The organism is Nocardiopsis sp. FIRDI 009 (assembly GCF_003386285.1).
GTDB lineage: Bacteria > Actinomycetota > Actinomycetes > Streptosporangiales > Streptosporangiaceae > Nocardiopsis.
This window is the reverse complement of record NZ_QPNC01000018.1, coordinates 102828-129169: the sequence shown is the minus strand read 5'-3', so window position 1 is coordinate 129169 and position 26342 is coordinate 102828. Positions and strand designations below refer to the sequence as shown.

Genomic DNA, 26342 nt, shown 5'->3' with positions numbered 1-26342 from the left:
AGCGGCAGCATGGGGCCATGAGCCCGAGTACCGCACGTGCCTCTCGCACGCCCACGGCCACCGACGTCCGTGCCGCAGCCGAACGCATCGCCCCCTACGCCCGCCGCACCCCGGTCATGCGCGCCGAGGTCGACGGGCGTCCGCTCACCCTGAAGCTGGAGTACCTCCAGCGCACGGGGGCGTTCAAGCTGCGCGGAGCGCTCAACGCCCTGCTCGGCGGGGAGCCCACCGACCGGGTGATCACCGCCTCGGGCGGCAACCACGGGCTGGGCGTGGCCACCGCGGCCTCGCTGCTGGGGATCCGGGCGACCGTGTACGTGCCCGAGACGGTGCCCGAGGCCAAGGCGGTGGCCCTGGCCACCACGGGCGCGGAGATCGTGCGCGTCGGACGGGAGTACGCCGAGGCCGCCGAGGCCGCCCGCACGCGCGCGCAGAGCGAGGGTGTGCGTTACCTGCACGCCTATGACGACCCGCTGGTCGTCGCCGGTCAGGGCACGATCGGTCTGGAGATCGCCGCCGACGCCCCCGAGTGCGACACCGTCGCCGTGGCGGTGGGCGGCGGCGGTCTGGTGGCGGGTGTGCGCCTGGGCAGCGGTGAGCGGCGCGTGGTCGCGGTGGAGCCGGAGGGCTGCCAGAGCCTGCACGCGGCGCTGGCCGCCGGGCACCCGGTGTCGGGGCCGGTGGACTCGGTCGCGGCCTCGGCGCTGGGCGCGGCGGTCCTGGGCCGGGTGCCCTTCGAGGTGCTGCGCACCCACCCGGTGACGCCCGCGCTGGTCAGTGACGAGGAGATCGTCCGGGCGCAGGACCGGCTGTGGACGGAGTTCCGGATCGCCACCGAACCGGCCGCTGCGGTGCCGTTCGCCGCCTGGCTGGCCGGTCGGGTCCCGGGGGAGAACCCGTGTCTGGTGGTGTGCGGGGCCAACGCGCACTGGCGGCGCGCGGACTGAGCCAACGCGGCCCCGATCCGCCCACCTCACGGGGTTTTCGCACGTCACCGACGTGTTGTGCGCTGACCGCCCCGGTTCGCACTGTGATGGCGCTCATGTGCGCCACGCCATTGTTACCCACGGGTCGCCCTTACATTGGGGTCCACATCCGACCACCTTCGTGAGGGAGAACACGTGCTGTACGGTGCGTTGCGGCAGACCGCGGCGGTCCTCGCCCGGACCCTGTGCCGACCGACCATCGAGGGCCGGGAGAACGTCCCCGCCCGGGGGGCGGTCCTGCTCGCCAGCAACCACCTCTCCTTCGTCGACAGCGTCGTGATCCCGTTGGCGGTCAGGACACGTCGGGTCCGGTTCCTGGCCAAGAGCGACTACTTCGAGGGGAGCGGCGTCAGGGGGCGGGCCACCAAGGCCATGTTCAGCTCTCTGGGGGCGATGCCGGTCCGCCGGGACAACGCCCGTGACGCGATGCTGTCGCTGGAGCTGATGCTCGAACGGCTGCGCGAGGGCGAGGCGTGCGTGGTCTACCCCGAGGGCACCCGCTCGCGCGACGGGCGACTGTACCGGGGGCGGACGGGCGTGGCCCACCTGGCGCTGGAGTCCAAGGCTCCGGTGGTCCCGGTGGCGGTGTCCGGGACGCAGCACGTGCAGCCGATCGGTGCGCCGGTCCCCCGACCGCACCCGTTCACCGTGCGGTTCGGCAGGCCGATGGACTTCTCCACCGGCTACGATCACCTGGCCCCGGGCAGGGCGCGTCGGGAGATCACCGACCGCATCATGGACGCCATCCACGACCTGTCCGGTCAGGAGCGCGCCGCCGGGTACAACACCCACACCTTCGAGGACTGAACCCGACCGCGGGGATCGGGACGCTGCTCGCCAGCCGCCGCTCCACCCCGGCGGTCGTCCGAGAGCCCGAGGAAAACCTCGACTCCACGGGAACGACGGCGGTGATGGGCCCGGAGCGGACTCCACCACCGCCGCCTCCTCCGAGGTCGGGCCGAGCCAGCTCACGGGCCGCCCCGGGTACGGCGTCAGCGCGCGTACCCGACCTCGGCCTCCCCCTCCCTCGCAGCGCGCTCCCGGCCCCGGGACGAGGGGGAGGCCACGGAATCCGGCGAAGGGAACTCGGGAAGCACGTGGGCGCCGAGTTCCTCGATCACCTCCTCCACCGGACGTCGGCTCGGCCGAAGGTTGATCGCCACGTGGTTGACCCCGCTCTCCCGCAGCCCCGCCAGGTAGGCGATCAGGGCGTCGCGGCCGAGGCGGGCCCCGAAGCGGATCGGTACGACGGGCGCCCGCGGGTCGTCGAACAGATCCACGAGCATTGTGGTCAGCAGAGGGCGGAACGCGGAGGGGTCGCCGTGGACCTCGCGGACCGTCCCGTGCCAGGACGACGCCACCGGGAGCATGGCGTCCGGTGGCCGGTGGTAGGTGAAGTGGCCATCCGCGTGCTCGGCGATCCATTCCATGGACTGCCCGCCGCGTCCCGCCAGGACCGTGCGGATCCCGGAACCGTCGGGCGTGGGGAGCACGCGGAGTCCGGAGCCCTCGGCGAGTTCGTGGCCCGCCCACAGGGAGCGCAGAGTGTGCACGCCCTCGCGAAGGAGCCGTGCCCGGTCCCCGTGTTCCACCCCGAACAGGGGGAACTCCACGGGGCGGTCTCCGGAGGCCACGCCCAGGATCAGTCGCCCCCCGGACAGCCGGTCGACGGTCGCGGCCATCTTGGCGACGTGGGCCGGGGCGCGCAGGGGAAGCGCGATCGCCGCCGTCCCGAGCACGACGCGGTCCGTGGCCGCGGCCAGGTAGCCCAGATACGGGAAGGGGTCGAAGACCTGCCCCGCATCACCGAAGTTCGGGGAGTACACCGGGACGTCGCGCAACCACAAGGCCGAGAACCCCCACCGATCGGCCAGGCGGGCGCGCTCGGCGTGTGAGGTCATGTCGGGTTCCCCGCCAAGCCGACCGGCCACCCGCCGGGAGCGCTCGCCCCCGGGGGACCAGTCGTTGTCCAGCGGGAGTTCGAGCCCCAGGGTGATCCGCCCCGGCCCCGGGGCGACGCGGTGCAGTGCGTCGAGCGTGTTCTCCGTGGTGTCGGGTCGCCGCATACCGGTCACCTCGTCTCCTCGGGGGACGGGGCAACGGTGGGCCGCGACCCCGCCTGGACGAGCGTGGAACGACGGTCCGACGCGTGGGAGGCGAAGGTGACGCCGAACGCGGCGGCGGCCATGAGCGCGCCGACCACCAGGGGCGCGGTGTATCCGTAACCCGCGTCGATCGTCGTCCCGGCCAGGTAGGAACCGACCGCGATCCCCGCGTTAGCCGCGGAGGAGGCGACGGCGGCGGCGAGCGTGGTGGCCCCCCTCGCCTTGTCGATGACCCTCGTCATGAACCCGGGGACCGTGGCGAAGCCCGCACCGCCCAGCAGCATGAGCAGGACGACGGCGGCCACCTCGAACCGGGCGGTCAGGGCGAAGACGATCAGGACCGCGAACAGCAGCGCCTGCGCGGTCAGCAGTGTCGCGACCTGTGCGCGGTCGGCGTACCGGCCGCCCAGCAGGTTGCCGATGACCAACCCGACGCCGAAGAGCATGAGCAGCGGCGTCAGCATCCCGGAACTGAACCCGGCGACCTCCGTCATGAGCGGGGCGACGTAGCTGAACGCGGCGAACAGGGCGCCGATGCTCAGACCGGCGATCGCGAGTGCCATCCACACCTGGCCTCGGCGGAACACCGCCAGTTCGTCCCGCAGGCGCACGGAACCGTCGTCGCGCCTGGTGGGCACCAGGACCGCGAGGCCGATCAGGCTGATCACGCCGATCGCGGCGATGGCCCAGAACGTCGCGCGCCAGTCGAAGGACTGCCCGATCCAGGTGCCCATGGGGGCGCCGAACACGTTGGCGACGGTCAGTCCGGTGAAGACGAGCGAGATCGCCCGGGAGCGCTTGTCCTGGGCGACCATGTCCGCGGCGACGACGGAGCCGATGCCGAGGAAGGCACCGTGACAGATCGCGGCCAGGATCCGGCCCACCATGAGGATCCAGTAGGCGGGCGCGACCGCAGAGAGCGTGTTGCCCAGGATGAACAGGACCATGAGGATCAGCAGCATCCTCTTGCGGGGCATGCGTGTGGCCGCTGCGGTGAACAACGGGCCGCCGAAGACGACTCCGAGCGCGTAGCCGGAGATGAGCAGTCCGGCTCTGGTGAGGCTGACCGACATGTCGTCGGCGACCTCGGGAAGCAGGCCCATGATCACGAACTCGGTCGTACCGATACCGAAACTGGCGATCATCAGGGCGAATACGGCGAGGGGCATGGAGGTTCCTCCGCTGGTAGCGGCTCTGTTGGGTCCTTCCCGCGGGGGCAGGGCGGGTCGGGGCGTGTAACCTCTCCAGAAGTACACGCCTGTGCAACTATTGCACAGGCGCTATCCTTGGTTCAAACGTGCGCTCGGACGTTAGACGCATGGAAGGGGTATGCTGGTGCAAAGTCCACAACGACTGGGAGTCGTACATGAGCTCCGCCTCCTCCACCCACCCCGTCCCGCGCATCCAGGAGCCCACCGAACTGGAGAGCAACTGGCGCCGGCTGCGTCTGTTCGAGGCGCGGGTACGCGAGCGGTTGGAGGTGGCCCTGGAGCCGCACGGCCTGACGTGTTCGGAGTACTCGGCCCTGGTCGCCCTCCACTACTCCGACGACAACGGGCACCTTCGCCAGCAGTTCCTGGCCGACTCCATCCCGATCAACCAGAGCTCGCTCAGCAGGCTGGTCGGCCGCCTGGAGCGCAACGGACTGACCGAGCGCTACCACTGCGCCGACGACCGGCGGGGCGTCTACACGCAGATCACCGACAAGGGGCGCGCCAAGGTCGAGGAGGCCAGGAAGAGCTACGTGGCCACTCTGGAGAGGGTCCTGGCCGAGGAACGGGAGGGTGACCTGCGCGCGGCGGTCACCGCGTTGCTGTCCGACTGATCCGCAGACCGCCTCCCCCGCCCGAGACCACCGTGACGCTCAGGGAGGTGAGGTCGGCGACGACGAACTCGACCCCGTCGCCGACACCACCCCCCTCGACCCCGATCACCCGCATACCGGCGGCCAATCCCGCGCGTACGCCGCTGGGCGCGTCCTCGACGACCACGCACCTGCCAGCCGGGACCCCCAGCGCCTCGGCCGCCGACAAGTATCCCTCCGGGCTGGGCTTGCCGTGCACCACGTCGTCGGCGGTGACGAGCACCGGGGGTTCCGTGACGCCGACGGCGCGCAGCCGCGTCGTGGCCACGAACCTGCTTCCGGAGGTGACCACGGCCCACGCGCCGACCGGAAGCGCCCCGGTCAGCGCCCGGGCCCCCGGGATCTCCCGCAGCAGGTGGGGGTCGGCGACCTGGTGCTCCTCAAGGTCGTCCGCCTCCTTCACCGCATCCAGTTCGGGAGCGGCCAGACGCACCACGTCCGGCGCGCGGCGTCCGGGGGTGAGTGCCATCACCTCGTCAGGGTCCAGGCCCCGCCGTGCGGCCCACCCCCGCCACATCCTCTCGATGACGGGACCCGACTCCACGAGCACCCCGTCCAAGTCGAACAGCACCGCGTCGCACTCCAACACCATGACTCCTTTCCGGAAAACGTGAAACGAGGACAGCGGGGAAGGGGGTGGGGCCCTCGACGTCCCCACCCCCGGGTCGGACCGAAGCGTCAGAGGTCCAGCAGATCCAGGTGGCTCCTGGGGTCGATCTCGCCGTTCTCCTCCAACTGCGCGACAGCGTCCTCCAGGAACAGCACACCCAGCAGATAGTGCCCGCCGGCCAGTTCGATCGGGCTCAGGTCGATGCTTCCGACCGTGCTGGCGCGCTTCTTGATGTCGGACAGTCGGCACGCGGCCTCGGCCAGGAGGTGGAAGCCGTGACCGAGGAGGAGACGGCTGCGCCATCCCGGGTCCTCGGCCACCAGGGGGGCCAGATCCTCGTGGTCGGCGATCGCGTCGACCAGCCCCCGGGCGGCCTCCCGGTACCCCGGATAGAGTCCGCCCCGCTGGTGGACGGACACCTCCCGGACGGAGCCCGTACCGGCGGTGTCGATCTCGAAGCCCTCGCGGAGACCGGCGTCCCACACAGTCAGGCTGAAGAGCACCTTGCCCCAGTCGTAGCCGAGGTCCCAAGGCTGGAGCGTGCCGCGCGGGTCGATGATCCGCACGGTCGGTCGGCCGTCCTCCCGGCCGGTGATGAGCACGTTGCGCGTGTTCAGGTCACCGTGCGCGGGGAAGTGCAACCGGGTGGCGTCCACGTGCCGGGTCAGCTCCGGACGTTGACCGAGGAGTTCGGCGATCTCCAGCGGGTGCCGACAGGGGACGCCGTTGACGACGAGGCGCCCCCGCTCGGTGTACTCCCGCGGCAGGTGCCTCTCCAGGAGCCAGAACCGGCGGGTCAACCGGTCCGCGTGTATCTCAGCGATCTGCCCGGGCTCCGAGCGGACCTCCTCCAGGCTCCACCCTCGACGGGCCAGGAGGGACATGGTGACGTCGAAGCGGTTGAAGAACTCCGCGACGTCGGACCGCTCACCTCGGATGACGGCCGCGATGTCCTCGTTGGGGTAGTAGGGCATCGTGTACGCGGACCAGTCATGGCCGTGGAACTCGCGCAGCTTCTCCGTGTACACGTCACGCAGGGCCGGTGCGTCCGCCCGGATCTTGTCGATCTGACGGAGCTTGACCCGGAAGGACTCCAGGTCGTGCCCGTCCACGGCACCGGGCATCTCCACCTGGAGTTTGAGCACCTGGCGCGTGCCGTCCGGCATGCGGAGCCGCAGGATGCGGGCGGGAGATCCGCCTTCGGTCACCTCCTCCTCCACAGTCGCCCGCAGCTCTCCGGTCAGTTCCTCGATCAGTTCGTCCTCACGGGCCCCGACACTCGTCTGTTCGGGGACCTGGGCGGTGGTGGTGGTCACGGTGTCCTCCTGTGGGCTGGGTGTGTCGCTGTACAGCCGACCGGCTCCGGCGGTACAGCGTTCACAGCGCCGAACCGGCGACCGGGACGCGCCGCTCGACCGCGCTCAGCGGTCGCGCGTAGTTCTCGATCGACGCCTCGATCGCGGTGCGCAGCCGAGCGTCCACGTCCACACCCCTGGACCGGGCCTCGTGCTGGACGGCGGCCTTGATGTCGCGGAAGTGTTCGGTGTTGTAGACGTAGTGGCCCGCGATGACGGCGCGCTCGTAGTCGGTGGCCGTGGTGTCCTCGGTCATCCACTTGCGCCAGGAACCGGAGGCGTAGGCCAGTGCGAGGAACCGCTCCAGCTGGATGCCCAGACCCAGCTCCCTCAGCAGGGCGATGAAGGCCCGCGTCTCGACCACGCCGAACTCGGGTGCCACGTTGAGTGCGTGCACACCCTTGGCGGCGAGATACTCGACCGTGGTCTCGCTCAGGTAGTCGCAGTTGTGCGCTTTCAGTGCGATGCCGTGGCGCTCGGTGACGTCGGCGAGCGCCCGGACGGCGACTCCGACCGCGCTGGGGGCCACGACGACGCCGCCGGTGTTGCGGGTCTCCACGACCTTGGTACCGGTTTGGGCGACCACGAAGGTGGGCAGCGGCAGACCGGCCTTGCCCAGCCGGTCCAGAGCGGTACCGAGAAGCTCCTGGAACTCGAAGGGGTCGTTGGTGTCGCGCCCCTGGTCCTCGAAGCCGATCTCGAACATCACCTCCCTGCCCTGGCCGCGCGCGTACTCGACGCACTGCCCGTACAGCTCCACGGCGCGGTCGATGGCCACCCTGTCGTCGGCGACCCCGTCCAGGTCCATGGAGGTGTCGATGTGCAGCAGGTCGAAACCGTTGCGGATGTCCTCCTGGTAGGACTCCAGGGCGGACGACATGGCCTGCTCGGGGGTCAGCCGCCGGTCGCGCTCACCGGCGGACTGGTAGGGGCCGCCGTGGTCCCGGCACAGCAGGAGGCGTCCGTCGGCGTCGTTGCCGCGCACGTACTCGGCGAACGCCGCCGTGTCCCATCCCTCGACGTAGCCGCCGCCCTGGCTCGCCGCCTCGACCTGGCGGCGGCTGGGGATGAGCATGAGCTTCTGGTCGAGGCGATCGGCGACATTGAGGGCTGCGTCCACGGCGTTCCTGGACATGGGCCCGACGCCCAGTCTGGAGGGAACCTCGGGGGTCGGGAAGGCGGACGGGCGTGTGCTGTCTGACATGGGAACTTTCCGAATCTTCGCGTGTTGTGAGGATGGGTGGGCGCGGACCGGGGTCAGGGGCCCGGGGACGAGGTTCGGTGAACGCGGCCCGGTGTCGGTCTCAGGAGGGTGCCGGCGCTCCCCTGGTGGCCCAGAGGACGCCCCGGGCCAGGAGGCGGTCGGCGTCGGGGATCTGGAGGTCCTCCACGTAGTGGCCGACCGACATGTAGAAGACGCGCCCGGAGCCCCACGTCCTGGTCCAGGCGACGGGCGAGGTCAGGCCCTCGATCCAGGGGAGGTGCTCACCGCTGAAGGTGGTCTCGGCCAGGACGTGGTTCGAGGGGTCGGTGTGCATGTAGTACTGCTCGGAGGCGACCTCGAAGTCGGACACCCCCGAGGTCACCGGGTGCTCGTGGTCGACGATCCGCACCTTGTACGGCACGCGTACGCCCTCCCCGCCGGGGTGGGACACGCAGTTGCCGCCGACCAGCATGTTGTAGGTCAGGCTCGCCCTGAACGAAGCGGCCATGCCGTGCCAGCCCGCGACGCCCAGGCCGTCCTGGACGGAACGGGAGAACCGTTCCTCCGTGGCGGGCGGGAGCCGTTCGGTGGTGTCGGACTGCGTCCACCCCAGGAGGACGAGGTCGAAGCCGGACAGGTCGTCACCGAGACGCGAGGGGTCGGCGGTCAGCTCGGTCTCGTACCCCAGATCGTGCAGCTTGGGCGTGAGCCAGCGGGCGACGCCGTCGGGGTCGTGCCCCGGCCAGCCTCCCGCCAGGTAGAGGATTCTGGGCATGCTGGGTCTTCTCCCGTTCGCTCTCGAAGGGGTGCTCGACGTGACGCGGGGGTCCGTCGCGGAACCGGGGGTGCCCGGAGGATCAGGCGGTCGTCCCCTGGTTGTGGGCGACGACCACCTTGGGGGCCTCGGCCTGGAAGTAGCCGGGGACGGAGTAACCGACCGTGGCGAAGTCGAGTCGTCCGTCTCCGGTGAAGTCGGCGACGGCGATGCGGGCCGCGGACTCGGTGGACACCCGCTTGCGGGTCCACAGGCCCCGGGCGGCGTCGACGGCCTTGTAGTAGTGGACGCCCTGCCAGGGTTCGGGGCCGCGGAGGGCGACGAGGAACTCGTCCTCGCCGTCACCGTCGAAATCGGCGCAGACCAGGTCGTGCCCGGGGCCCTCGCCAAGCTCGTTCGGGTCGCCGAACACGTCCAGGACCGTGCGTTCCCAGCGCTCGCCGCCACCGGCGGCGCGCGTGTACACGGCGACCGTGTTGCCGTGGAAGGGTTCGAGGGCCGCGACGTAGGAGTCCCGGCCTCCGTTGAGTCTGCCCAGGGAGGCGCTGTTGCTCCCGGTGAAGCCCGTGTGGTCCTGCTGGCTCCGTTCACCGGCGCCGACGGGGGTGGCCCGCCACTCCCCGGTCTCGGGGTCGAGGTCGAGCCGGGTGACGCCCTCGGCGCTCGCGAGGAGGAAGGGGTCGTCGGAGGAACGGTAGGCCCGCCGAGCCGGGGTGAGTTCGTGGACGAGCAGGTAGGAGCTGTCGTCGATGGTCTCGGCGCTCCAACGGCCTGCGGGGGAGCCCTCGGGGCGGTAGGCCGTCAGCCGGACCGGTTGGGACAGTGCCGCGCGACCGCCGCTCGGGCCAACCATCGGGGCGGCGAGCACGCGGACGTTCCCGCGGTCACCCAGGCGGACTCCGAGCACGCGGTGCGCGGAGCAGAGTTGACCGATGTCGTGCCGTTCCCAGGAGCCGGACTCGGCCCCTCCCCCGGGGTTCGCGAGCCAGGAGACACGTCCCTCGTCGGGGTCGCACTCGCTCAGGGTGCGTCCGTACTCATGGCACACGACCAGGTCCGGCCGGCCGTCACCGGTGATGTCCGCCGCGTCGACGGCGACGGGGCGGTGGAGTTTGGCGATCTCCCGTTTCGTCCAGTCGGAGTTGCGGTACCAGGCGATCCGCCCGTCGGCCACACCCGACGTGACGAGATCGACCCGTCCGTCACCGTCGATGTCCGCAGCGGTGATCCAGTATCCGTCCGTGATCTCATCGTCGACGATCTCCAGTCGGAAGCCGGGTACGGCCAGGGACATACCGGCACCTCCAATAATAACTTGTACGTACATAAGATGCTTGACTGTGTTATGCACGGACAAATTACGCCTGGGCGCAAAAAACAGCAAGGCATACTCTCCGTGTTTGAGATCACACGTTCAGAGAACATGAGGAGAGCCGCCGCAGAAGCGACCGGGCGGCCGCACAATCCCAGATGGGCGCGCACGCGCGAACAGCCACCCCCGTCGCGCCGCCGAACCTGGCCGCTCCAGGCCCAGGAAACCCCTTGCATACGACCTCGGGCGTGGAGTAAAGGAACCGCCGACATCATGGGCGCCGAACGGGAAGCCAGTTCCCCATGGAAATAGACACAAAATGTTCATGACTAACTACTTTTAGTCACGTATCAGAGGTGGGCGGAATCGGTGTGTTCGACACCGACCACGCCGGGGCCGGGATCACCATCGGCGCGGGCCCGGGAGAACGGTGATCTCGGCGTTGCGCAGGGCCGCGGTACGGCGCAGATCCGGGTGGCCGCTGGGGACGGTGGAGGAGCCGATCAACGACTCCAAGGGGGCGGAGGCGTCATGCGCGCCGCACCGTACGGGTTCCTCAGCCGCGATTCCGGGCCCGCCTTCGCCCTCGGGGTCGCGACGGCCGCGCTGACCCAGGCCACCCGACGAGCTACCTCTCGGCGGGGACCCTGGCCGCGACGGTCTCCGGGCTGGTGCGCGACGTGCCCCTGAGGGAGGCCCTGGACGGTGCCAGGGCCGAACCGGAACGCCACGACGGGCACGGGGAGACGTCGGCCGCGCTGGAGTTCGGCCCCGCTCCGCCGACGGATCCTAAGTTCGGTCTTCCCCCGGGGAGCTGGTTCGGGAGGTACGGGCAGGCGTGAACGGACCACCGGCCCACCGGGATTCGGCGCTGTGGGGGTGGGGCCGTGCGCTCCACCCCCCGGGGAAACCGTGGGGCGACTACCGGCAGCCGCCGACACCGGCCTCGGCCAGCCCCTCGCGGGTCGGTCCCCCGCCGTCCCGGCAGCACGCCGCCAACCGGCCGTCCACCACCACGGCGGGAACACGCGTGACCCCGCGGTTCCGGGCGTCGGCCGCCGCGTCCGGGTCGGTGCGCAGGTCGCGCACGACCACCTCGCACTCGGGGCCGGCCGTCTCCCTCACCAGTTCCACCGCGGGCCCGCAACCCGCGCATCCGGTCGTGAACACCTCCACACGGCGCTTGGCCATGATCACCACCTCCTGATGACCACACGCTAGGGCTTCCAGTCGGCTGGAAGGTCAAGTGCGGTTCCGGCTCCGTTCCCGGTCGCGGACGTGGTCGATGAGCGGGCACGAAGCGGAGGCGGTGTCCGGGGTTGCGGTGAGCCGGTCGGCGCGCGCCTCCAGGTCCACCAGTTCCCGGCGCAACCGCCGCAGCTCGGCGATGCGTCGGTCGATGTCGGCGACGTGGTCGCGCATCGTCCGTCGCACGTAGTCGCAGGGCCGCCGGTCGTCCTCGCGCAGGGCGAGCGCCTCGGCGATCTCGTCGAGGCGCAGGCCCAGCCGCTGGGCGGCTCGGATGAAACCCAGCCGTTCGGCGTCGGCCCCGCCGTAGTCGCGGTATCCGCCGCCCGTCCTGCGGGCGGGGGGCATCAGGCCGATGTCCTCGTAGTAGCGGACGGTCCTGGGGTTGACCCCGGCTCGGCGGGCGAGTTCCCCGATACGCATTATGGCCTCCTGCCTCCCACTGTGGACCTTCCACCCAGCTGGAAGGTCCAACCGGATCACGCGGAGGACGTCTCACGCGATCGCCGCGCTGGCCGCTGAGGAGGCGACGGCGAGCGCGGGCGCCCCCTCGGCCTCGTCGTGAACCCGGGGCCGCGACGCATGCCGCGGACGACCCCGTGCGGACGAGGTGTCCCCGGGGACGGGACGTTGAGGGCCTCGCGTCGGTGCGACCGCCGGGTGGACGACGCGCGGGCCAGGACGGCCGGGATCAGGCGCACCGATCCGGATTCCCTGGCGGGGTCTCGGTCATCCCAGGGAGACCAACGCGGCCACGCCGAGCGCGTAGAAGGCGAGCAGCGCGATGCCCTCGAAGCCGATCCCGGACTCCTGGCGGCGGATCAGTCCCGCTGCGACCAGCAGGTTGAGGACGACGCCCAGCCCGATGAGCAGCACCACCCGGGCGTCCATCGCCGCGTACAGGGGGCCTTCCCGGTAGGCGACGTCGGAGGCGGACAGGAAGAGCACGTCGAAGCCGTTGCCGCCGATGATGTCCCCCAGCGCCAGGTGCAGCGCGCGGATGCGGACCGCGTACAGCACCGTCACCAGTTCGGGCAGGGAGGTGACCACACCGGTGATCACCGCACCGACCAGTCCGCTCGACACCCCCGTCCGTTCGGCCAGCGACAACCCGGCCTCGCCCACGACGTAGCCGGTGGTGGCCACCACCCCGGCGAGCACCGCGAACCTCACCCACATCCGTCCGAGCGGTTCGTCACCGCCTTCGGTGGTCGGGTCCGGTTCGTCGACCTGGGTGTAGCGGGTGTGCGTGACGCGCCACATGGGTTTGGCGCGGACCTTGCGTGAGAGCCACAGCCAGTACAGGTAGCAGGCCACGAGCAGCAGTGAGGCGGGATGGACGGCCAGGACGCCGAGCGGCGGCCCCATCCCGGCCACCAGCACCACGCCGAGCATGACGGAGAGCCCGATCGGGGCGAGGAGGTTGGGCAGCGACGCGGCGGCGTGCTCCAGGTTCGCCCGCCGGTAGAACATGTCCGCCAGGGCGATGAACACCGTCTGCGCCGCGATTCCCCCCAGGGCGTTGTTCATGGCGAAGGAGGCGTCGCCGTGGGCCGCACCGACGATGCTGGTGATCAGGCCGGGCAGGGAGGTCACCGCGCCGATCAGGACGATCCCCGCCAGGGTCTCGCCCATGCCGGTGCGGTCGGCGAGGCGGTCGACCAGCCGGGTGAACGGACCTCCGACGATGATGAGGATCAGTGCCGCGGCCGTGATCGCCGCCACGTCCCACAACGACGGTCACCCCCTCCCCCGGCTCGTGATTCCCCCTTCGCAGGAGCTACCCCGTACCACCGTGCCCATACGGCGTCCGAGCGCCCGGCCGGGCTCCCCCGGCCGGAAGTGCCGGGAGTGGAACGCGAACTCGGCATGAAGATCCTGTGAAGGAACACCTCACCACCGGCCACGACGGGTGTGACACGGGCTGGACCGGAGGAAACCGAGTAGTTTGCGTGACGAGACCCCGCGGCGAACGGGTATGCCGGGCGCGGCACGGCGGGACGATCGAAGGGTTCGAGTGGGCGTACTGGTGGTTCTCGCTCTGGTGGCGGGGTTCGTTCTGTTGGTGGCCGGAGGCGAGACACTCGTGCGAGGCGCCAGCTCTCTGGCACGGATCCTGGGGATGTCCTCGCTGGTCGTGGGTCTGACCGTGGTGTCGTTCACGACGTCGGCGCCCGAGCTGGCGGTCAGCACCGACGCCGCGCTCTCCGGGTACCCGGGTCTGGCCGTGGGCAACGTCGTGGGCAGCAACATCGCCAACATCCTGTTGGTGCTCGGGACGTCGGCGCTGTTCGTTCCCCTGGCGGCGAAATCGCAGGTCGTGCGCGCCGACATCCCGGTGATGGCGGCGCTGTCGGTGGTGGTGCTCCTGTTGGCCCTGGACGGGGTCCTGAGCCGTTTCGAGGGCGCCGCGCTGTTCGTGACCCTGCTGGTCTACGTCACCGTCACGGTGCTCGTCTCCCGAAGGCGGGCGACGGGCGGTTCGGGTTCCGCGCGTGCGGGCGCCGACAGCACCGGTCCGGGCGCGGACGGTCCGGTACGCGGCGCCACACGGACGAGGCGCGTTCTGGTGGACGTGACGCTCGTGGTCCTGGGAGCGGCCCTGTTGGTGGCGGGGGCGCGGCTGCTGGTGTACGGGGCCAGCGCGATCGCGACGGCGCTGGGGGTGAGCGACCTGCTCATCGGGCTGACCGTGGTCGCGGTCGGTACGTCGCTGCCCGAGCTGGTGACCTGTGTCGTCGCGGTAGTGCGCGGCGAGCGCGACATGGCGGTGGGCAACATCGTGGGCAGCAACGTGTTCAACATCGGCGCGGTCCTCGGACTGACCGCCATCGTGTCCCCCGCGGGGATCGCCATCGCGCCGGAGGCCCTGCGGTTCGATCTGCCGATCATGGCGGCGGTGTCCCTGGTGCTGCTGCCGATCGCCCTGACCGGGTGGGAAGTGGCCCGTTGGGAGGGTGGGCTGCTCGTCGGCTTCTACGCCGCCTACATCACCTATCTGGTCATGGAGGCCACCGGACACGCGGCCCTGCGGCCCTTCAGCGCCGCGATGGTGTGGTTCGTCATCCCGATCACCGCGTTGTGGTTGCTGTCGGTGGTGGTCTACGAGCTGAGCATGCTGCGCGGCGGGAGGAGACGCGCGGCCACCCGCACGACCCGGAGGTGAGGGGGCGAACACCGGGGTGGAGGGAGGTCGTCGGACGCGGTGCCGACCTCCACCGGTTCCGGGGAGGGCGTGGAATCCGGCTACCCGGTGGAGCCGGAACCGGAGGAGTGCGCGGAGCCCCGACCCTGCGGCGGACCGCCGAGCGCGGTGGTCGCACGGTGTGTCGTCGCCGTGTTCGTGGTACGCATAGGCCGCACCCAGCACGCTGTGCCATTACATGATCACGGAAAGGGATGAACGTGGTTCGCGTTCCCACCGCCGTCGCCGCGACCCTGGCCGCCTTCGGGTTGGCGCTGTCCGCCGCCGCACCGGCCCACGCCAGGTCCGTCGAAGGCGGCGTCACGCTCTTCGGACGCCAGGACGGCGTCATCCAGGTACACCTGTTCACCGATCTGGAGAGGGGAGGCTGCCACGACGCGCCCGAGGGGACGTTGCGCGTCCTCAACAACAGCGACGCCCTGGTGGTCATCATGGACCGGCCGTGCGGGGCCGGGTCCGCGACCGCTGTCGAGAAGGTCATGCCGGTCACGTTCGACGGTGGGAACGACGCCGACTGGCCCTCCGAAGGCAGGAGTTTCCTCCTGTTCTGAGGGCTGGAGACGGTAAGGTCCTGCCCTGGACCGCCGGGGCGGACGAGGTGCTCCACGCCGGTTTCCGACGCTGGCGGACCACGTGACCACACGAGTGCCCGCCCCGGAGACAGCGCGCCGGGGCGGGACGGTCAGGCGAATCAGCGGCGTGCCGGGGCGGGAGTCAGGAGGCGGGTCAGGGTTGCTGCGTCGGGGACCTCGGCCAGGCCGGAGGAGGAGGCCACCCAGTACGAGCCCGTTTCCTCTCCGTACCAGATGATCAGGTGCGGGTGGCGGTCCTGGACGGCGGCGGCGAGCGCGTGCTCGGGGGCGAACTCGGCGCGGTGGCCGCCCAGGCGGGGCGAGCGCTCGGCGCGGCGGCGACGGCAGGACGGGTGTGCGTAGGACGGGCAGGAGGGGCCGATCAGCGGGGGTCGTCGGGGCAGCGGTGGGCTGGCATGGTGGAGCGGATCGCTGGACGGGCGCGGGGAGGGGATACGATGCGTCATCGAATCCTTCCTTACTCGATTGCGTTGGTTGGGATCGGTTCGTGTGGCTCAGAAGAGCGCGGCAACGCTCTTCTGAGCCCTTCTGGTTTCCGGGGTGCGAATCAGAGCCCGGGCCAGGCGCTGTCGGCGAAGTCGTAGGCGAGGTGGCACCACACCTGGCGGTGGCTCGGCTGGCCGTTGTCGCCCCAGCGGGTGGACAGGGCGTCGATCATGGCCAGGCCGCGCCCGGCCTCGGCGGAGGGGTCCAGGCCGCCGGGGTCCGGGGCGAGGTACTCGCGCTCGCGGTGGCCGAGGACGCGGTCGGTGGGCCTGCCCTCGTCCCGGCAGGTGAGGGTGATGCCGTCGCGGTGGCGCTGGGCCAGGAGCGAGTAGGTGCCGCCGGGCAGGCCGGAGCGGGTGTGCGTGAGGGCGTTGGCGGCGAGTTCCGAGCCGAGCAGGGTGAACAGGTGGCGGTACTCGTCGTCGCGGTGGGCGGAGAGGGTGCCCAGGTAGGCGCGGACCAGGGGCAGGTACAGCGGCGAGGGGCCGAAGTCGTAGCGGCGGACGCGGTAGTGGGCGTCGTCGGGGCTGCCGGTGAAGTAGTGCCGGTAGTAGGGGTGGACCAGCTCCATGAGCGGGACGGTCACCTCGGGCAGGGCGGGCGGCGGCGCGAGAGAGCGCATGGCGAACAGGCTCCTTGGCGTGTGGGAGTGGGCAACGGTTCGCGCGGGCCCGTGGAGGTTTCCCGGTTGCCGGGACATGGAGGACGGGCGCGCAGTAGCGTTCAGCACGGAGTGGCACCCCGTAGTCATCCCGCTACGACAAGCGTGTAATGGGAATCCCACAAGTCAAGAGATTTCATGGGATTCCCATGAACAGGATGTAAGGTGCCCCCATGGATCAGCAGAGTCCCAACATCCGACGGCGGCGGCTCGCCCACGTCCTGCGCAGCCTCCGTGAGAAGGCGGATCTCACGTTGGAACAGGCGGCCAAGCAGTCCAAGGTGCCGCGCTCGACGCTCGGCCGGATGGAGACCGCCGAAGCGCGCAGACTCCGGAAAGCCGACCTCGATTCCCTGGCGGACCTCTACAAGGTCGACCCCGCCACACGTGAGGGCATGCACGAACTCGCCCAGCAATCCAAGCAGCGTGGCTGGTGGTCGAAGTACAAGGACATCTTCGGAGACCAGGCACTCCCCGACTGGGAGGCCGAAGCCTCCATGATCCGCAGGTTCGAGGCGCAGACGATCCCCGGACTTCTACAGACACCGGAGTACGCGGCGGCGGTCTTCCGAGCGGGGCGAGCCATAGACGAAGCCGAGGTCATACGTCGCGTTGAGGCCCGTATGGAGCGCCGAAGGATTTTCAACCGGATCAAGCCTCCACACCTGATCGCGGTTCTGGATGAAGGTGTTCTCCGTCGCGTCATCGGCGGCCCCGAGGTGATGCGCGGGCAGCTTGTGCACCTCAAGAACATGGCCATCCGCCATCACATCGACATCCAGGTGCTGCCCTACGAGGCTGGGGCGCATCTGGCACTCGGCGGTGCCTTCACCATCCTTGATTTCCCTGAGCCTCGGGACCAACCGATCATCTACGTGAGCACGGCCGCAGACGGCCTGTACCTCGAACTACCGGAAGATCTGGAGCGCTATAACGTGGCATTCAGCAACGTACAGGGCGTGGCACTATCCACAGCGCTGTCGTTGGAGTTCATCGATGACGTTCTGCGCTCCCTAGAAGGCCGGTCATGATCAGTAAGCTTGAGTTTCGAAAGAGCAGCTACAGCGCTCAGGACCAGGAGTGTGTTGAAGTGGCCCAGATCCCTGCGAACTTCCGCAAGAGCAGCTACAGCGGCCAGGGACAGAACTGCGTGGAGGTCGGCTCCCTCCCCTGCGGCGCGGCCGTCCGGGACTCCAAGCACCCGGCCAAGGGCCACCTCCCCTTCCCCGCCGCCGAGTGGGACGCCTTCCTCACCACTGCCAAACTCTGACCCCCCGCGCCCCGCCGATCGCGGCGGGGCCTCTTCCCGCGCGGCTCTGGCTCCGTCGGGGTCCGCCGTGGTTGGATGTGCCACGCCAGCCAACACAGGGGCTACTTGACGGGGGCAGCGCATGCGCCGACAGTTCATCAACTCTCCCGAGGACGTGGTGCCCGAGGCCCTGGCGGGCTTCGCGGCGGCGTGGCCGCACCACGTCAGCTGGAGCCCGGAACCCAGCTACGTCGTCCGCGCCGCCCCCGCCCGGGACAAGGTCGCGCTCGTCTCCGGCGGCGGCTCCGGCCACGAACCCCTCCACGTCGGCTTCGTGGGCGAGGGCATGCTCGACGCGGCGGTGCCCGGCGCGGTCTTCGCCTCCCCCACCGCCATGCAGATCAAGGCCGCCTCGCTGGCCGCCGACAGCGGCCGGGGTGTCCTGCACGTGGTCAAGAACTACACCGGCGACGTCCTCAACTTCCGCATCGCCGGTGAGCTGCTGGCCGACGAGGGCGTGCGGACCGAGTTCGTGCTGGTCGATGACGACCTGGCCACCGACACCGACGACCCCGACGCCCCGGGACGGCGCGGCACGGCCGCCGTCGTGGCGGTCGAGAAGGTGTGCGGGGCGGCGGCCGAACGCGGCGCGGACCTGGACGAACTCGCCAAGCTCGGGCGCCGGGTGGTGGCGGGCAGCCGCACGCTGTCGGTGGCCCTGGCCGCCGGAGCCCACCCCGGCCAGTCCGAACCCTCCTTCGAGCTGCCCGCCGACGAGGTCGAGTTCGGCGTGGGCATCCACGGCGAGCGGGCCCGCGAGCGCCGCGCGTTCGGTCCCACGGGTGAGATCGTCCCCCAGATGACCGCGCCGGTGATCGAGGCGCTGGGCCTGACCCGGGGCGAGCGGGTCATCGTGATCGTCAACGGCCTGGGCAGCACGCACGACCTGGAGCTGTACGGGGTGTTCGGCGAGGTCCGGCGCGTGCTGGAGGCGGCCGGAATCGGGACCGCGCGCTCGCTGGTCGGCTCCTACGTCACCTCCCTGGACATGGCGGGCTGCTCGGTGACGCTGGTGCGCGCCGACGACGAGATCCTCGACCTGTGGGACGCCCCCGTGACCACGCCCGCGCTGACCTGGTAGACCACCGAGACCGCAGGAGGAGAACCGAGATGGCCGACCAGCTCAGCCCCGTACTCGCCGACCGCTGGGTCCGCGGCTTCGCGGCCGCGGTGGAGGACGCGGGCGACCGGCTGACCGAGATGGACCGGCGCAGCGGCGACGGCGACTTCGGCGTCAACATGACCACCGGCCTGCGCCGCGCCCTGGCCGACCTGCCCGACCACCCGAGTAGCCCGGGAGCGCCGTTCCAGGTGCTCAGCGATACCTTCCTGTCCCACAGCGGCGGCACGAGCGGCCCGCTGTTCGGCATGTGGTTCCGCGACTTCGCCAAGGTGGGGGCGCAGGTGGACTTCCTGACCCTGGGAGCGGTGGCCGAGGCCAGCCAGAAGGGCTGGGCCACCATCACCCGGCTGGGGTCGGCCAAGGTCGGCGACCGCACGATGGTCGACGCGATCGCCCCCGCGACCGAGGCCCTGCAGCGGTCGGAGCAGGAGGCCGACTCGCTGGAGGCGGGCCTGCGGGCGGCGGCGGAGGCCGCCGAGCGGGGCGCGGAGGACACCAGCCAGATCCTGGGCCGCAAGGGCCGGACGAGCTACGTGGGCGAGGCGGCCCTGGGCGTGCCGGACCCGGGCGCGGTCACGATCGGCCTGTTCTACCGTGCCGCGCTCGACGCCGTGGCGGGCGCGAGCAGCTGACGCGCCTTCGGGGCCGGGGCGCGCCGTCGTGCGGCCCGGCCCCTGTCATCGGTGTGTCGGGCGTGGAGACCCGGTCCTTCCGGGTCCGGAGGACACGCGGACACCGGTCTCCGGCGTCCCCGAAGCCGTGCGCGGAACGCAGGCGATCCCGAGCAGGGGGACGGCGGCCAGGACGATCCAGACCGCCGGGTCGCCGAGGTCCAGGAGCGCTCCGACCGGCACGCTCCCCAGGAGCACCACCAGTCCCGACAGTGACGACATCGCCCCGGTGAACAGGCCGAGCCGGGCGCCGTCGACCAGGTCGGGCAGCCAGGCGCGCACGGTCGGCACGATGAGGACCTGTCCGAGGGTGAGCGCGGTGACGAGCACGACCGAGGGCGCCAGGCCGTCGAGCACGGTGGTCGACGCGAGCGCGGGCACGGCGGCGAACCCGGCCGCGAGCAGCGCCAGCCCCCAGCGGACGGTCGCGCGGTGGGAGAGGCGGCCACCGACCCAGCGCAGCACGGGCAACTGGGCGGCGATGTAGAGCAGCGACGCCCACGCCAGCAGCCAGCCCAGGGCGGTCTGCGTGCCGGTCGCGCGTTCGAGTTCGCTGGGCAGGGCCAGGTAGAGCTGGTTGTAGGCCAGCAGGTAGCCGCTGTGGGCCAGGCACAGCAGCAGGAACCGGCGGTGGCCGAGCAGGGCTCGCGCCCCCTCCCCCGGACGTGGACGGTTCCGGCCGTCGGGGACACCGGGCGCGCCGGGCGCGTGGCGCGGCATCCAGCGCAGGTGCGCGGCCAGGACCAGGGCGAACACGCCCGCGCCGACGAGGCAGGCGGTCGGGAAACCGGTGAACAGCAGCAGCGTGCCCAGCGGCGGACCGATCAGCGTGCCCGCCTGACCGGCGACGGAGAACAGGCCGAGCACACGGGTGCGCGGTGTGCCGGTGGCCCGTTCGTGGCGCACGGCCCGGCGGGCGACCTCGGTCTCGACCGCCGGGGAGAACAGAGCGGCGGCGAACCCGATGAGCAGCACGGACGCGATGACCGGCCCGGTGTCGCGGGCGAACGCCAGCCAGGCGAAACCGGCCACGCGCAGCACGCAGCCGACCAGGACGACCGGGCGCGCCCCGAACCGGTCGGTGAGCGCCCCGCCGACGACGAACAGCCCCTGCTGGCTGAACGTCCGCAGTCCCAGGACCAGGCCGACCAGCCACCCGGCGAGGCCGATCGCGCCGGTGAGGTGGGCGGCCAGGTAGGGCAGGACGGCGAAGAACCCGACGTTGAACGCCAGCTGCGATCCGATGAGCAGGCGGGTGACCGGTCCGACCGCGCGCAGGTCCCCGACGGTGTCGAAGGGGCGTGTCCGGGGGCCGGGGGCCGGGGCGGTCCGGGTCACGGCGCGCTCGGGGCGGGGGTGGCGGCGGTCGCGGGGGCGATCGAGGGCATCGCGGCCACGAGTTCGCGCGTGTGGGGGTGCTCGGGTTCGGCGCACACGCGGCGCGCGGGGCCGGTCTCCACGATCCGGCCGCCGTGCATCACCGCGACGCGGTGCGCCAGGTGGCGGACGAGCGCCAGGTCGTGGCAGATGAACAGGTAGCCGACGCCGAGCTCGCCCTGCAGGTCGGTGAGCAGGTTGAGCACCCCGGCGCGGACCGAGGAGTCCAGCGCCGAGACCGGTTCGTCGAGGACCATCAGGCGCGGCTGGCTGGCCAGCGCCCGGGCGATCCCGACCCGCTGTGCCTGGCCGCCGGACAGCTCGTGCGGCAGCCGGTCGCCGTGCTCGGGGTCCAGGCCCACCCGGTCCAGGAGTTCGGCGACCCGGTCGGGGCCGGTCGCGCGGTCCCACCGGCCCTGGACGCGCAGGGGTTCGGCGACGGCGTCGCGTACCCGCAGGCGGGGGCTGAGGGAGCCGTAGGGGTCCTGGAAGACCGGTTGGAGGGCGGGGCGCAGCGGTCGCAGGTCGCGCTCGTCCATCCCGGTCAGCTCCCGGCCCTCGAAGCACACCGACCCCCCGTCGGGGCGGCGCAGGCCGAGCACGGCCGCGGCGGTGCTGGACTTGCCGCACCCCGACTCCCCCACCAGGGCGAGCGTCTCCCCCGCGTACAGGTCGAAGGAGACGCCGTCGACCGCGGGTACGGGCTCGGCCCGGCGGGTGCGGGCCGGGTAGCGCACGACGAGGTCGCGGACGCGCAGCAGCGGCGGGGCGGGGTCGGTCATGGTGTCCTTCCTCGTGCCGGCCGGCGGGCGGGGCGGGCGGTCGCGCCGCCCACCGGTCGGGTCTCGCGCGGGTCGGTCGTCGCGTCGGTCGGGCGGATCACGGGGACCCGGCGGTGAACAGGCGGTGGGCGGGGTCGGGCAGGTCCCGCCAGCGGTGGCAGGAGACCAGGTGGCCGTCGTCGCCGGTGGGGTGGGGCTCGGGCAGGTCGGTGTGGCAGGGGTCCGCGGCGAGCGGGCAGCGGGGGGCGAACGCGCAGCCGTCGGGCAGGTCCCGGGGAGAGGGGGGCGCGCCGCCGATCGCGGGCAGACGGCGGTCCTTCGACTCCGGTGGCGGCACCGACGCGAGCAGACCGGCGGTGTAGGGGGCGCGCGGCGCGGCGAACACCCCCTCCACCGGACCCGACTCCACGTGCCGTCCGGCGTAGAGCACCACGACGCGGTCGGCGTGCCCGGAGACGGAGGCCAGATCGTGGGTGACCAGGACGAGGGCGGTGCCGGTGGCGGCGCGCAGGTCGTCGAGCAGGTCCAGCACCCGGGTCTGGGCACGGGGGTCCAGGGCGGTGGTCGGCTCGTCGGCGAACACCACGTCGGGCTCGTTGACGGTGACCATCGCGATGACGGCGCGCTGGCGCATGCCGCCGGAGAACTCGTGCGGGTAGGCGCGGGCGCGGCGGGCGGCGTCGGGGACGCCCACCCGGTCCAGGGCGGCCACCGCCAGCTCCCACGCCCGCGCGCGGGACAGGCGGCGCACCGAGCGCAGCGCGTGCGCGAGCTGGGCGCCCACGGTGTGCACGGGGCTGAGCGCGGACAGGGCGTCCTGCGGGATGAGCGACATCCGCCGTCCGCGCAAGGCGCGCAGGGTCGAGGGGGCGGCGCCGACCGCCTCCCGGCCGCCGACGCGGACGCTGCCGGTGACGGTCGCGCCGTGCGGTGCCAGGCCCAGGATCGCGCGGGTGGTGAGGGACTTGCCCGCCCCCGACTCCCCGATGAGGGCGAGCGCCTCGCCGGGCAGGACGTCGAAGGACAGGCCGCGCACGGCGGGTAGCCCCCGGTTCTGGCGCGGGCCGCCGCCGTCCAGGGTGACGCGCAGGTCGCGCACGGACAGCACGGGTCGTTCGCTCATCGTCGTGCTCCTCGGCGCGTGGCGGCGGCGGGCCGGAACCGGCGTCCGTTCCGGGGCCGGGCCGCCGTGGGCAGGGTGGACAGGGACACGGCGAACGCGGCGAGCAGCAGGAGCATCCCGGCGGGGGCGAGGGAGGCCAGCGGCGCGCGTTCGACGTAGGGCAGGGACTCCGACAGGCTCAGCCCCCACTCGGGCGACGGCGGCTGGGCGCCGAGCCCGAGGAAGCCGAGCGAGGCGAGCGCCAGCGCGATTCCGGGCAGCCGCAGCACCGCGTGGCGGGTGACGGGTCCGGTGACGGCGGGCAGCACGTGCCGGAGCAGGATCCAGCGGGGCGGGGCGCCGATGGCGCGCTGGGCGGTCAGGTAGGCGGCCGCTCGGGTCTCCTGGACCAGCGCGGCGGCGTGCGAGGCCAGTGGGGGCCACGACACGAGGACGATCGCCGCGCAGGCCCCGAACACGCCGGGGCCGGTGACGGCGACGACGAGGATTCCGGCGATGACCGGGGGCAGGGCGTTGGTCATCTCGGCGGCGCCGGACGCCAGGGCCGGGCGGAACCCGAGGACCAGGGCGATCACCAGGCTCACCAGGCACACCAGCGCGGCGATGCCGACGGTGGCGGCGGCGCCGTGGCCGAGCCGGGCCAGCACGTCGCGGCCGACCGCGTCGGTGCCCAGGGGGTGGGGCCAGGACGGGGCGGCGAGCCGTTCGACGGCGTCCACGGTCAGCGGGTCGCGGGTCAGCCCCCACACCGTCACGGCGAGCAGGACCGCCGCGCACACGGCGGGGACCGCCCGGCGCAGCGGCCCGGCGGGGGCGGTGGGCGGCGGGGCCAGGGAGAGGGCGGCGTCGGCCAGGCCCGGGCCGAGCAGGCGGCGGTGGGCGGCCTGGGCGAGGAGCCCGGCCAGGACGCCGAGCAGGACCAGGGCCAGCACCGCGCCCTGGAGCAGCGGCAGGTCCTGGGAGCGGGCGGCGCCCAGGGCGGTGCGGCCGATCCCGGGGACGGTGAAGATGGTCTCGACGGCCACGGCTCCGCCGGTGAGGCCGACCGCGACCAGGCCGAACTGGGGGACGAGTGCCGGGATCGCGCGGCGCAGGGCCGCGCCCGCGATCCGGGCCGGTGAGCACCCCGAGGCCGACCACAGCGCCACCCAGAGCTCGTTCAGGACCGCGGGCAGGGCGTCGTCGACGAGACGACCCAGCAGGCCGCCCGCCGGGAGTCCGAGCGCCAGGGCGGGCAGGACGAGGTTCTCCGGCCCCGCCCAGCCGTAGGGCGGCAGCCAACCCCACCAGACCGACAGCACCACCATGAGCACGATGGCCAGGAGGAACTCCGGGAGCGCGGTCAGTGCGGCGGCGACCGCTCCGCCACCGGACCGGGCCGGACCACAGGTGCCGCGCGCTCCCCGGAGCAGGGCGGGGGCGCACAGGGCGGCGGCCACGGTCAGGGCGACGGCCAGGGCGCAGGCCATCAGGGTCAGCGACACCCCGGTGGCCGACAGCACCGACGGCAGGACGGGCGCGTCGGACACCCAGGAGGTGCCCAGGTCGCCCCGGAGCACGCCGGAGAACCAGCGGGCGAGCAGGACCGGCGGTCCGTCGGACAGGCCGTACTCCTCCCGGATGGCGTCGAGGGCCTCGGCGGTGGGCTCCTGCTCGGCCGACCGCGCGCGCAGGAGTGCCAGGGCGGGGTCGCGGTCGGACAGCCACGGCAGGAGAGACCGACGACGACCGTGATGGCGGCCAGCGCGCCGAGGCGGATGAGCGGCGGTCCGAGCCGGGTGAGGTAGCGCGACCGGCCGGTGCCGGTGGTGCCGGTGGGGCGGATGGCACCGTCCCCCGGGCCGTCGAACCCATGCCGTGCGCCGCCGTCGTCGGCCCCGTGCGGAGAGGAGTCCGCGGCCTCCCCCGGCGTGGCGGATGTGGTCGTGTCCATCAGTCCAGCCGGGTCCGGGGCGTGACGAGCAGGCGCTCGCGCGGGTCCTTGGCCGAGTCCACGACGCGGGCGGCGTCACCCTGGATGACGCGCTCGTGCAGCAGCGGGATGGCGGTGTCGGTGGCCAGGATCGCCGCCTCGGCGGCCAGGATCGCGGCGCGGCGGTCCTCACCGGAGGTCAGCGGCTCGGCCTGGGCGAGGAGGGCGTCGATCCGCTCGTCGCACAGCTGCGCGATGTTGAACGAGCCGTCGCAGGAGAAGTCGCTGGCCATGTAGGCGAGGGGGTCACCGGAGTCGAGGACGGTCGCGCGGGAGAGGACGAACGCGTCGAACTCCCCGGCCAGCATGTCCTGTTCGATGTTGGCGTACTCGCGGACGACCTGCTCCACCTCGAACCCGGCGTCCTCCAGCTGCTGTTCCAGGACGGTGACGAGTTCGGGCTGTTCGGCCCGGTCGGTGTAGGTGGCCAGGGTGATCCCGGCGCCGTCGGGGTCGTCGGCCTCGGTGGGGTCGGTGCGCTCGGGCCGGTCGGCGGACCAGGGGATGGCCGGGCCGAGCAGGCCCTCGGCGACGTCGGCGCGGCCCTCGTAGACGCCCTCCACCAGGGCCTGGCGGTCGACGGCGTCGCGCACGGCGGCGCGCAGTCCCGGGTCGGCCAGGGGCCCGCGGTCGGCGTTGAGGTAGAGGGTGTTGGTGCGCGGCATCGGCACCTCGGTCAGCAGGTCCTGCTCCAGCAGGGCGGCCTGGGAGACGGGCACGGCCTCGACGATGTCGGCCTCGCCGGTGCGCAGGGCGGCGGCCCGGGCGGTGCCGTCGGGGACGAAGGTGACGTCGATTCCGGCGACCTGGGCGGGGTCCCCCCAGTAGCCGTCGAACCGGTCCAGGCGGGCGGAGGTGGTGCCGTCGACCTCGACCAGTTCGAAGGGGCCGGTGCCGGTGCCGACGGGGTCCACCGTGCCGCCGTGGTAGGCGCTCTCGGCCAGGATCGACAGCTGCGGGGAGGAGAGCCGGTGCGGGACGAGCGGGTCCTCCTCGGCGGTGGTGACGGTGACGGTGTCGCCCTCGGCCGTGACGGTCAGGTCGACGCCGTCGAGGATGCGGGGCTTGGGTGAGGCGTGGGCGGCGTGGTCCAGGGCGTGGGCGGCCACGGCTGCGGTCAGATCGGTGCCGTCGTGGAAGACGACCCCGTCGCGGATGGTGAACTCCCAGGTGGCGATGTCGGTCCGGGTCCACTCGGTGGCCAGGGCGGGCTGGGGGTCGCCGTTCTCGTCGAGGACGACGAGGGTCTCGGCGGTGCTCCAGCGGGAGAGTTTGAAGGCGTCGTCGCTCAGCGGGGACAGCGCCGATCGGGGCGGCTGCATCATCGCGACCGAGAGGCGGTCGTCGGTGGCGGCGGTCGGCTCGCCGGACGGGAAGCAGCCGGTGAGGGTCAGTGCGGAGGCCAGGGTCAGGCAGGCGCCGGTCAGGGGTCTGGTGACGTGCACGGGAGCTTCTTCCAGGGGATGAGCGGGAGGGGTCGCGCTCCGGGGTGCGGAGCGCGACCCACAGCATATGACAACCGTTTTCATTCCCACGACATGCCTGGGCAGATCGAGGCACAGGTCATATCCGCCCCGCCGT

The 26342-nt window shown here is 72.2% G+C and carries 27 protein-coding genes; 10 read left to right on the top strand and 17 right to left on the bottom strand.

The genetic code is table 11. From position 1 onward, the window contains the following. Positions 1-17 precede the first annotated feature (17 nt). Positions 18-947 carry a serine/threonine dehydratase gene (locus tag DVR05_RS15890; RefSeq protein ID WP_116246667.1) on the top strand — a complete coding sequence of 310 codons (930 nt, stop codon included), beginning with the start codon at positions 18-20 and terminating at the stop codon, positions 945-947. A 174-nt stretch (positions 948-1121) separates the two neighbouring features. Further along, a complete protein-coding gene (locus DVR05_RS15885) occupies positions 1122-1793 on the top strand; it encodes a 1-acyl-sn-glycerol-3-phosphate acyltransferase (protein WP_116246666.1) in 672 nt (223 codons plus the stop codon). A gap of 185 nt (positions 1794-1978) precedes the next feature. On the opposite strand, the gene DVR05_RS15880 is transcribed toward DVR05_RS15885, so the two are convergent. Together DVR05_RS15880 and DVR05_RS15875 are read right to left on the bottom strand one after the other, a co-directional pair. Then, a complete protein-coding gene (locus tag DVR05_RS15880) occupies positions 1979-3052 on the bottom strand; it encodes a TIGR03571 family LLM class oxidoreductase (protein WP_116246731.1) in 1074 nt (357 codons plus the stop codon). Between the two features lie 5 nt (positions 3053-3057). After that, the gene (locus tag DVR05_RS15875) at positions 3058-4260 is read right to left on the bottom strand and encodes an MFS transporter (protein ID WP_116246665.1); all 1203 of its coding nucleotides are present in this window, start codon (positions 4258-4260) and stop codon (positions 3058-3060) included. 197 nt (positions 4261-4457) lie between these two features. On the opposite strand from DVR05_RS15875, the gene DVR05_RS15870 reads away from it, so the two are divergent. Next, entirely contained in the window at positions 4458-4916 is a 459-nt protein-coding gene (locus tag DVR05_RS15870; RefSeq protein WP_232832168.1) for a MarR family winged helix-turn-helix transcriptional regulator, read from the top strand. Here DVR05_RS15870 and DVR05_RS15865 read toward each other — a convergent pair. From DVR05_RS15865 to DVR05_RS15845, 5 genes are all read right to left on the bottom strand, one after another. Beyond that, positions 4894-5547 carry an HAD-IA family hydrolase gene (locus DVR05_RS15865; protein ID WP_116246663.1) on the bottom strand — a complete coding sequence of 218 codons (654 nt, stop codon included), beginning with the start codon at positions 5545-5547 and terminating at the stop codon, positions 4894-4896. The genes DVR05_RS15870 and DVR05_RS15865 overlap by 23 nt on opposite strands. An 86-nt stretch (positions 5548-5633) precedes the next feature. Further along, positions 5634-6881, bottom strand: a complete 1248-nt coding sequence (locus DVR05_RS15860) for a hypothetical protein (RefSeq protein WP_116246662.1) — start codon at positions 6879-6881, stop codon at positions 5634-5636. A 61-nt stretch (positions 6882-6942) separates the two neighbouring features. Beyond that, positions 6943-8124, bottom strand: a complete 1182-nt coding sequence (locus DVR05_RS15855; RefSeq protein WP_232832167.1) for a class II D-tagatose-bisphosphate aldolase non-catalytic subunit — start codon at positions 8122-8124, stop codon at positions 6943-6945. A gap of 100 nt (positions 8125-8224) precedes the next feature. Continuing rightward, positions 8225-8899 carry a ThuA domain-containing protein gene (locus DVR05_RS15850; RefSeq protein ID WP_116246661.1) on the bottom strand — a complete coding sequence of 225 codons (675 nt, stop codon included), beginning with the start codon at positions 8897-8899 and terminating at the stop codon, positions 8225-8227. Positions 8900-8981: 82 nt separating this feature from the next. Continuing rightward, positions 8982-10193, bottom strand: a complete 1212-nt coding sequence (locus tag DVR05_RS15845; RefSeq protein ID WP_198659207.1) for a VCBS repeat-containing protein — start codon at positions 10191-10193, stop codon at positions 8982-8984. Positions 10194-10882: 689 nt separating this feature from the next. Between DVR05_RS15845 and DVR05_RS27065 the strand changes: the two genes are divergently transcribed. Beyond that, positions 10883-11053 (top strand): hypothetical protein, encoded by a 171-nt coding sequence (locus tag DVR05_RS27065; protein WP_198659206.1) that lies wholly within the window; start codon positions 10883-10885, stop codon positions 11051-11053. A gap of 79 nt (positions 11054-11132) precedes the next feature. Here DVR05_RS27065 and DVR05_RS15835 read toward each other — a convergent pair whose 3' ends face one another. From DVR05_RS15835 to DVR05_RS15825, 3 genes are all read right to left on the bottom strand, one after another. Then, positions 11133-11402, bottom strand: a complete 270-nt coding sequence (locus DVR05_RS15835; RefSeq protein WP_116246729.1) for a thioredoxin family protein — start codon at positions 11400-11402, stop codon at positions 11133-11135. A 51-nt stretch (positions 11403-11453) separates the two neighbouring features. Further along, positions 11454-11882: a heavy metal-responsive transcriptional regulator gene (locus DVR05_RS15830; RefSeq protein ID WP_116246659.1), complete on the bottom strand. Its 429-nt coding sequence runs from the start codon at positions 11880-11882 to the stop codon at positions 11454-11456. Between the two features lie 306 nt (positions 11883-12188). Further along, positions 12189-13184, bottom strand: coding sequence for a sodium:calcium antiporter (locus DVR05_RS15825; RefSeq protein WP_232832166.1), 996 nt, complete (start codon positions 13182-13184; stop codon positions 12189-12191). A gap of 304 nt (positions 13185-13488) precedes the next feature. Between DVR05_RS15825 and DVR05_RS15820 the strand changes: the two genes are divergently transcribed. After that, entirely contained in the window at positions 13489-14625 is a 1137-nt protein-coding gene (locus DVR05_RS15820; RefSeq protein ID WP_232832165.1) for a calcium/sodium antiporter, read from the top strand. A 233-nt stretch (positions 14626-14858) separates the two neighbouring features. After that, on the top strand, positions 14859-15215 hold the full coding sequence (locus tag DVR05_RS15815) for a hypothetical protein (protein WP_116246657.1): 357 nt from the start codon (positions 14859-14861) through the stop codon (positions 15213-15215). 140 nt (positions 15216-15355) lie between these two features. On the opposite strand, the gene DVR05_RS15810 is transcribed toward DVR05_RS15815, so the two are convergent. Both DVR05_RS15810 and DVR05_RS15805 read right to left on the bottom strand, forming a co-directional pair. After that, positions 15356-15703 carry a hypothetical protein gene (locus DVR05_RS15810; protein ID WP_116246656.1) on the bottom strand — a complete coding sequence of 116 codons (348 nt, stop codon included), beginning with the start codon at positions 15701-15703 and terminating at the stop codon, positions 15356-15358. Between the two features lie 101 nt (positions 15704-15804). Next, positions 15805-16365 carry an ATP-binding protein gene (locus DVR05_RS15805; RefSeq protein WP_116246655.1) on the bottom strand — a complete coding sequence of 187 codons (561 nt, stop codon included), beginning with the start codon at positions 16363-16365 and terminating at the stop codon, positions 15805-15807. A 212-nt stretch (positions 16366-16577) separates the two neighbouring features. Between DVR05_RS15805 and DVR05_RS15800 the strand changes: the two genes are divergently transcribed. The 4 genes from DVR05_RS15800 (at position 16578) to dhaL (ending at position 19468) form a co-directional block, all read left to right on the top strand. After that, positions 16578-17435, top strand: a complete 858-nt coding sequence (locus tag DVR05_RS15800) for a helix-turn-helix transcriptional regulator (RefSeq protein WP_116246654.1) — start codon at positions 16578-16580, stop codon at positions 17433-17435. Further along, entirely contained in the window at positions 17432-17674 is a 243-nt protein-coding gene (locus tag DVR05_RS15795; protein ID WP_116246653.1) for a DUF397 domain-containing protein, read from the top strand. The genes DVR05_RS15800 and DVR05_RS15795 overlap by 4 nt, the downstream gene beginning before the upstream one ends. Positions 17675-17795: 121 nt before the next feature. Continuing rightward, entirely contained in the window at positions 17796-18794 is a 999-nt protein-coding gene (locus DVR05_RS15790; protein ID WP_116246652.1) for a dihydroxyacetone kinase subunit DhaK, read from the top strand. A gap of 29 nt (positions 18795-18823) precedes the next feature. After that, the gene (dhaL, locus tag DVR05_RS15785; RefSeq protein ID WP_116246651.1) at positions 18824-19468 is read left to right on the top strand and encodes a dihydroxyacetone kinase subunit DhaL; all 645 of its coding nucleotides are present in this window, start codon (positions 18824-18826) and stop codon (positions 19466-19468) included. 45 nt (positions 19469-19513) lie between these two features. Here the strand turns inward: dhaL and DVR05_RS15780 are convergent, their stop codons facing one another. The 5 genes from DVR05_RS15780 to DVR05_RS15760 all read right to left on the bottom strand — a co-directional run bounded on the left by DVR05_RS15780 (position 19514) and on the right by DVR05_RS15760 (position 26206). After that, positions 19514-20845 (bottom strand): MFS transporter, encoded by a 1332-nt coding sequence (locus tag DVR05_RS15780; protein WP_232832164.1) that lies wholly within the window; start codon positions 20843-20845, stop codon positions 19514-19516. Then, a complete protein-coding gene (locus DVR05_RS15775; protein ID WP_116246650.1) occupies positions 20842-21666 on the bottom strand; it encodes an ATP-binding cassette domain-containing protein in 825 nt (274 codons plus the stop codon). Before DVR05_RS15775 ends, DVR05_RS15780 begins: the two co-directional genes overlap by 4 nt. A gap of 97 nt (positions 21667-21763) precedes the next feature. Next, a complete protein-coding gene (locus DVR05_RS15770) occupies positions 21764-22789 on the bottom strand; it encodes an ABC transporter ATP-binding protein (RefSeq protein WP_116246649.1) in 1026 nt (341 codons plus the stop codon). After that, the gene (locus tag DVR05_RS15765) at positions 22786-24348 is read right to left on the bottom strand and encodes an ABC transporter permease subunit (protein ID WP_232832163.1); all 1563 of its coding nucleotides are present in this window, start codon (positions 24346-24348) and stop codon (positions 22786-22788) included. The genes DVR05_RS15770 and DVR05_RS15765 overlap by 4 nt, the downstream gene beginning before the upstream one ends. A 373-nt stretch (positions 24349-24721) precedes the next feature. Next, a complete protein-coding gene (locus tag DVR05_RS15760; RefSeq protein ID WP_116246648.1) occupies positions 24722-26206 on the bottom strand; it encodes an ABC transporter substrate-binding protein in 1485 nt (494 codons plus the stop codon). Positions 26207-26342 lie beyond the last annotated feature (136 nt).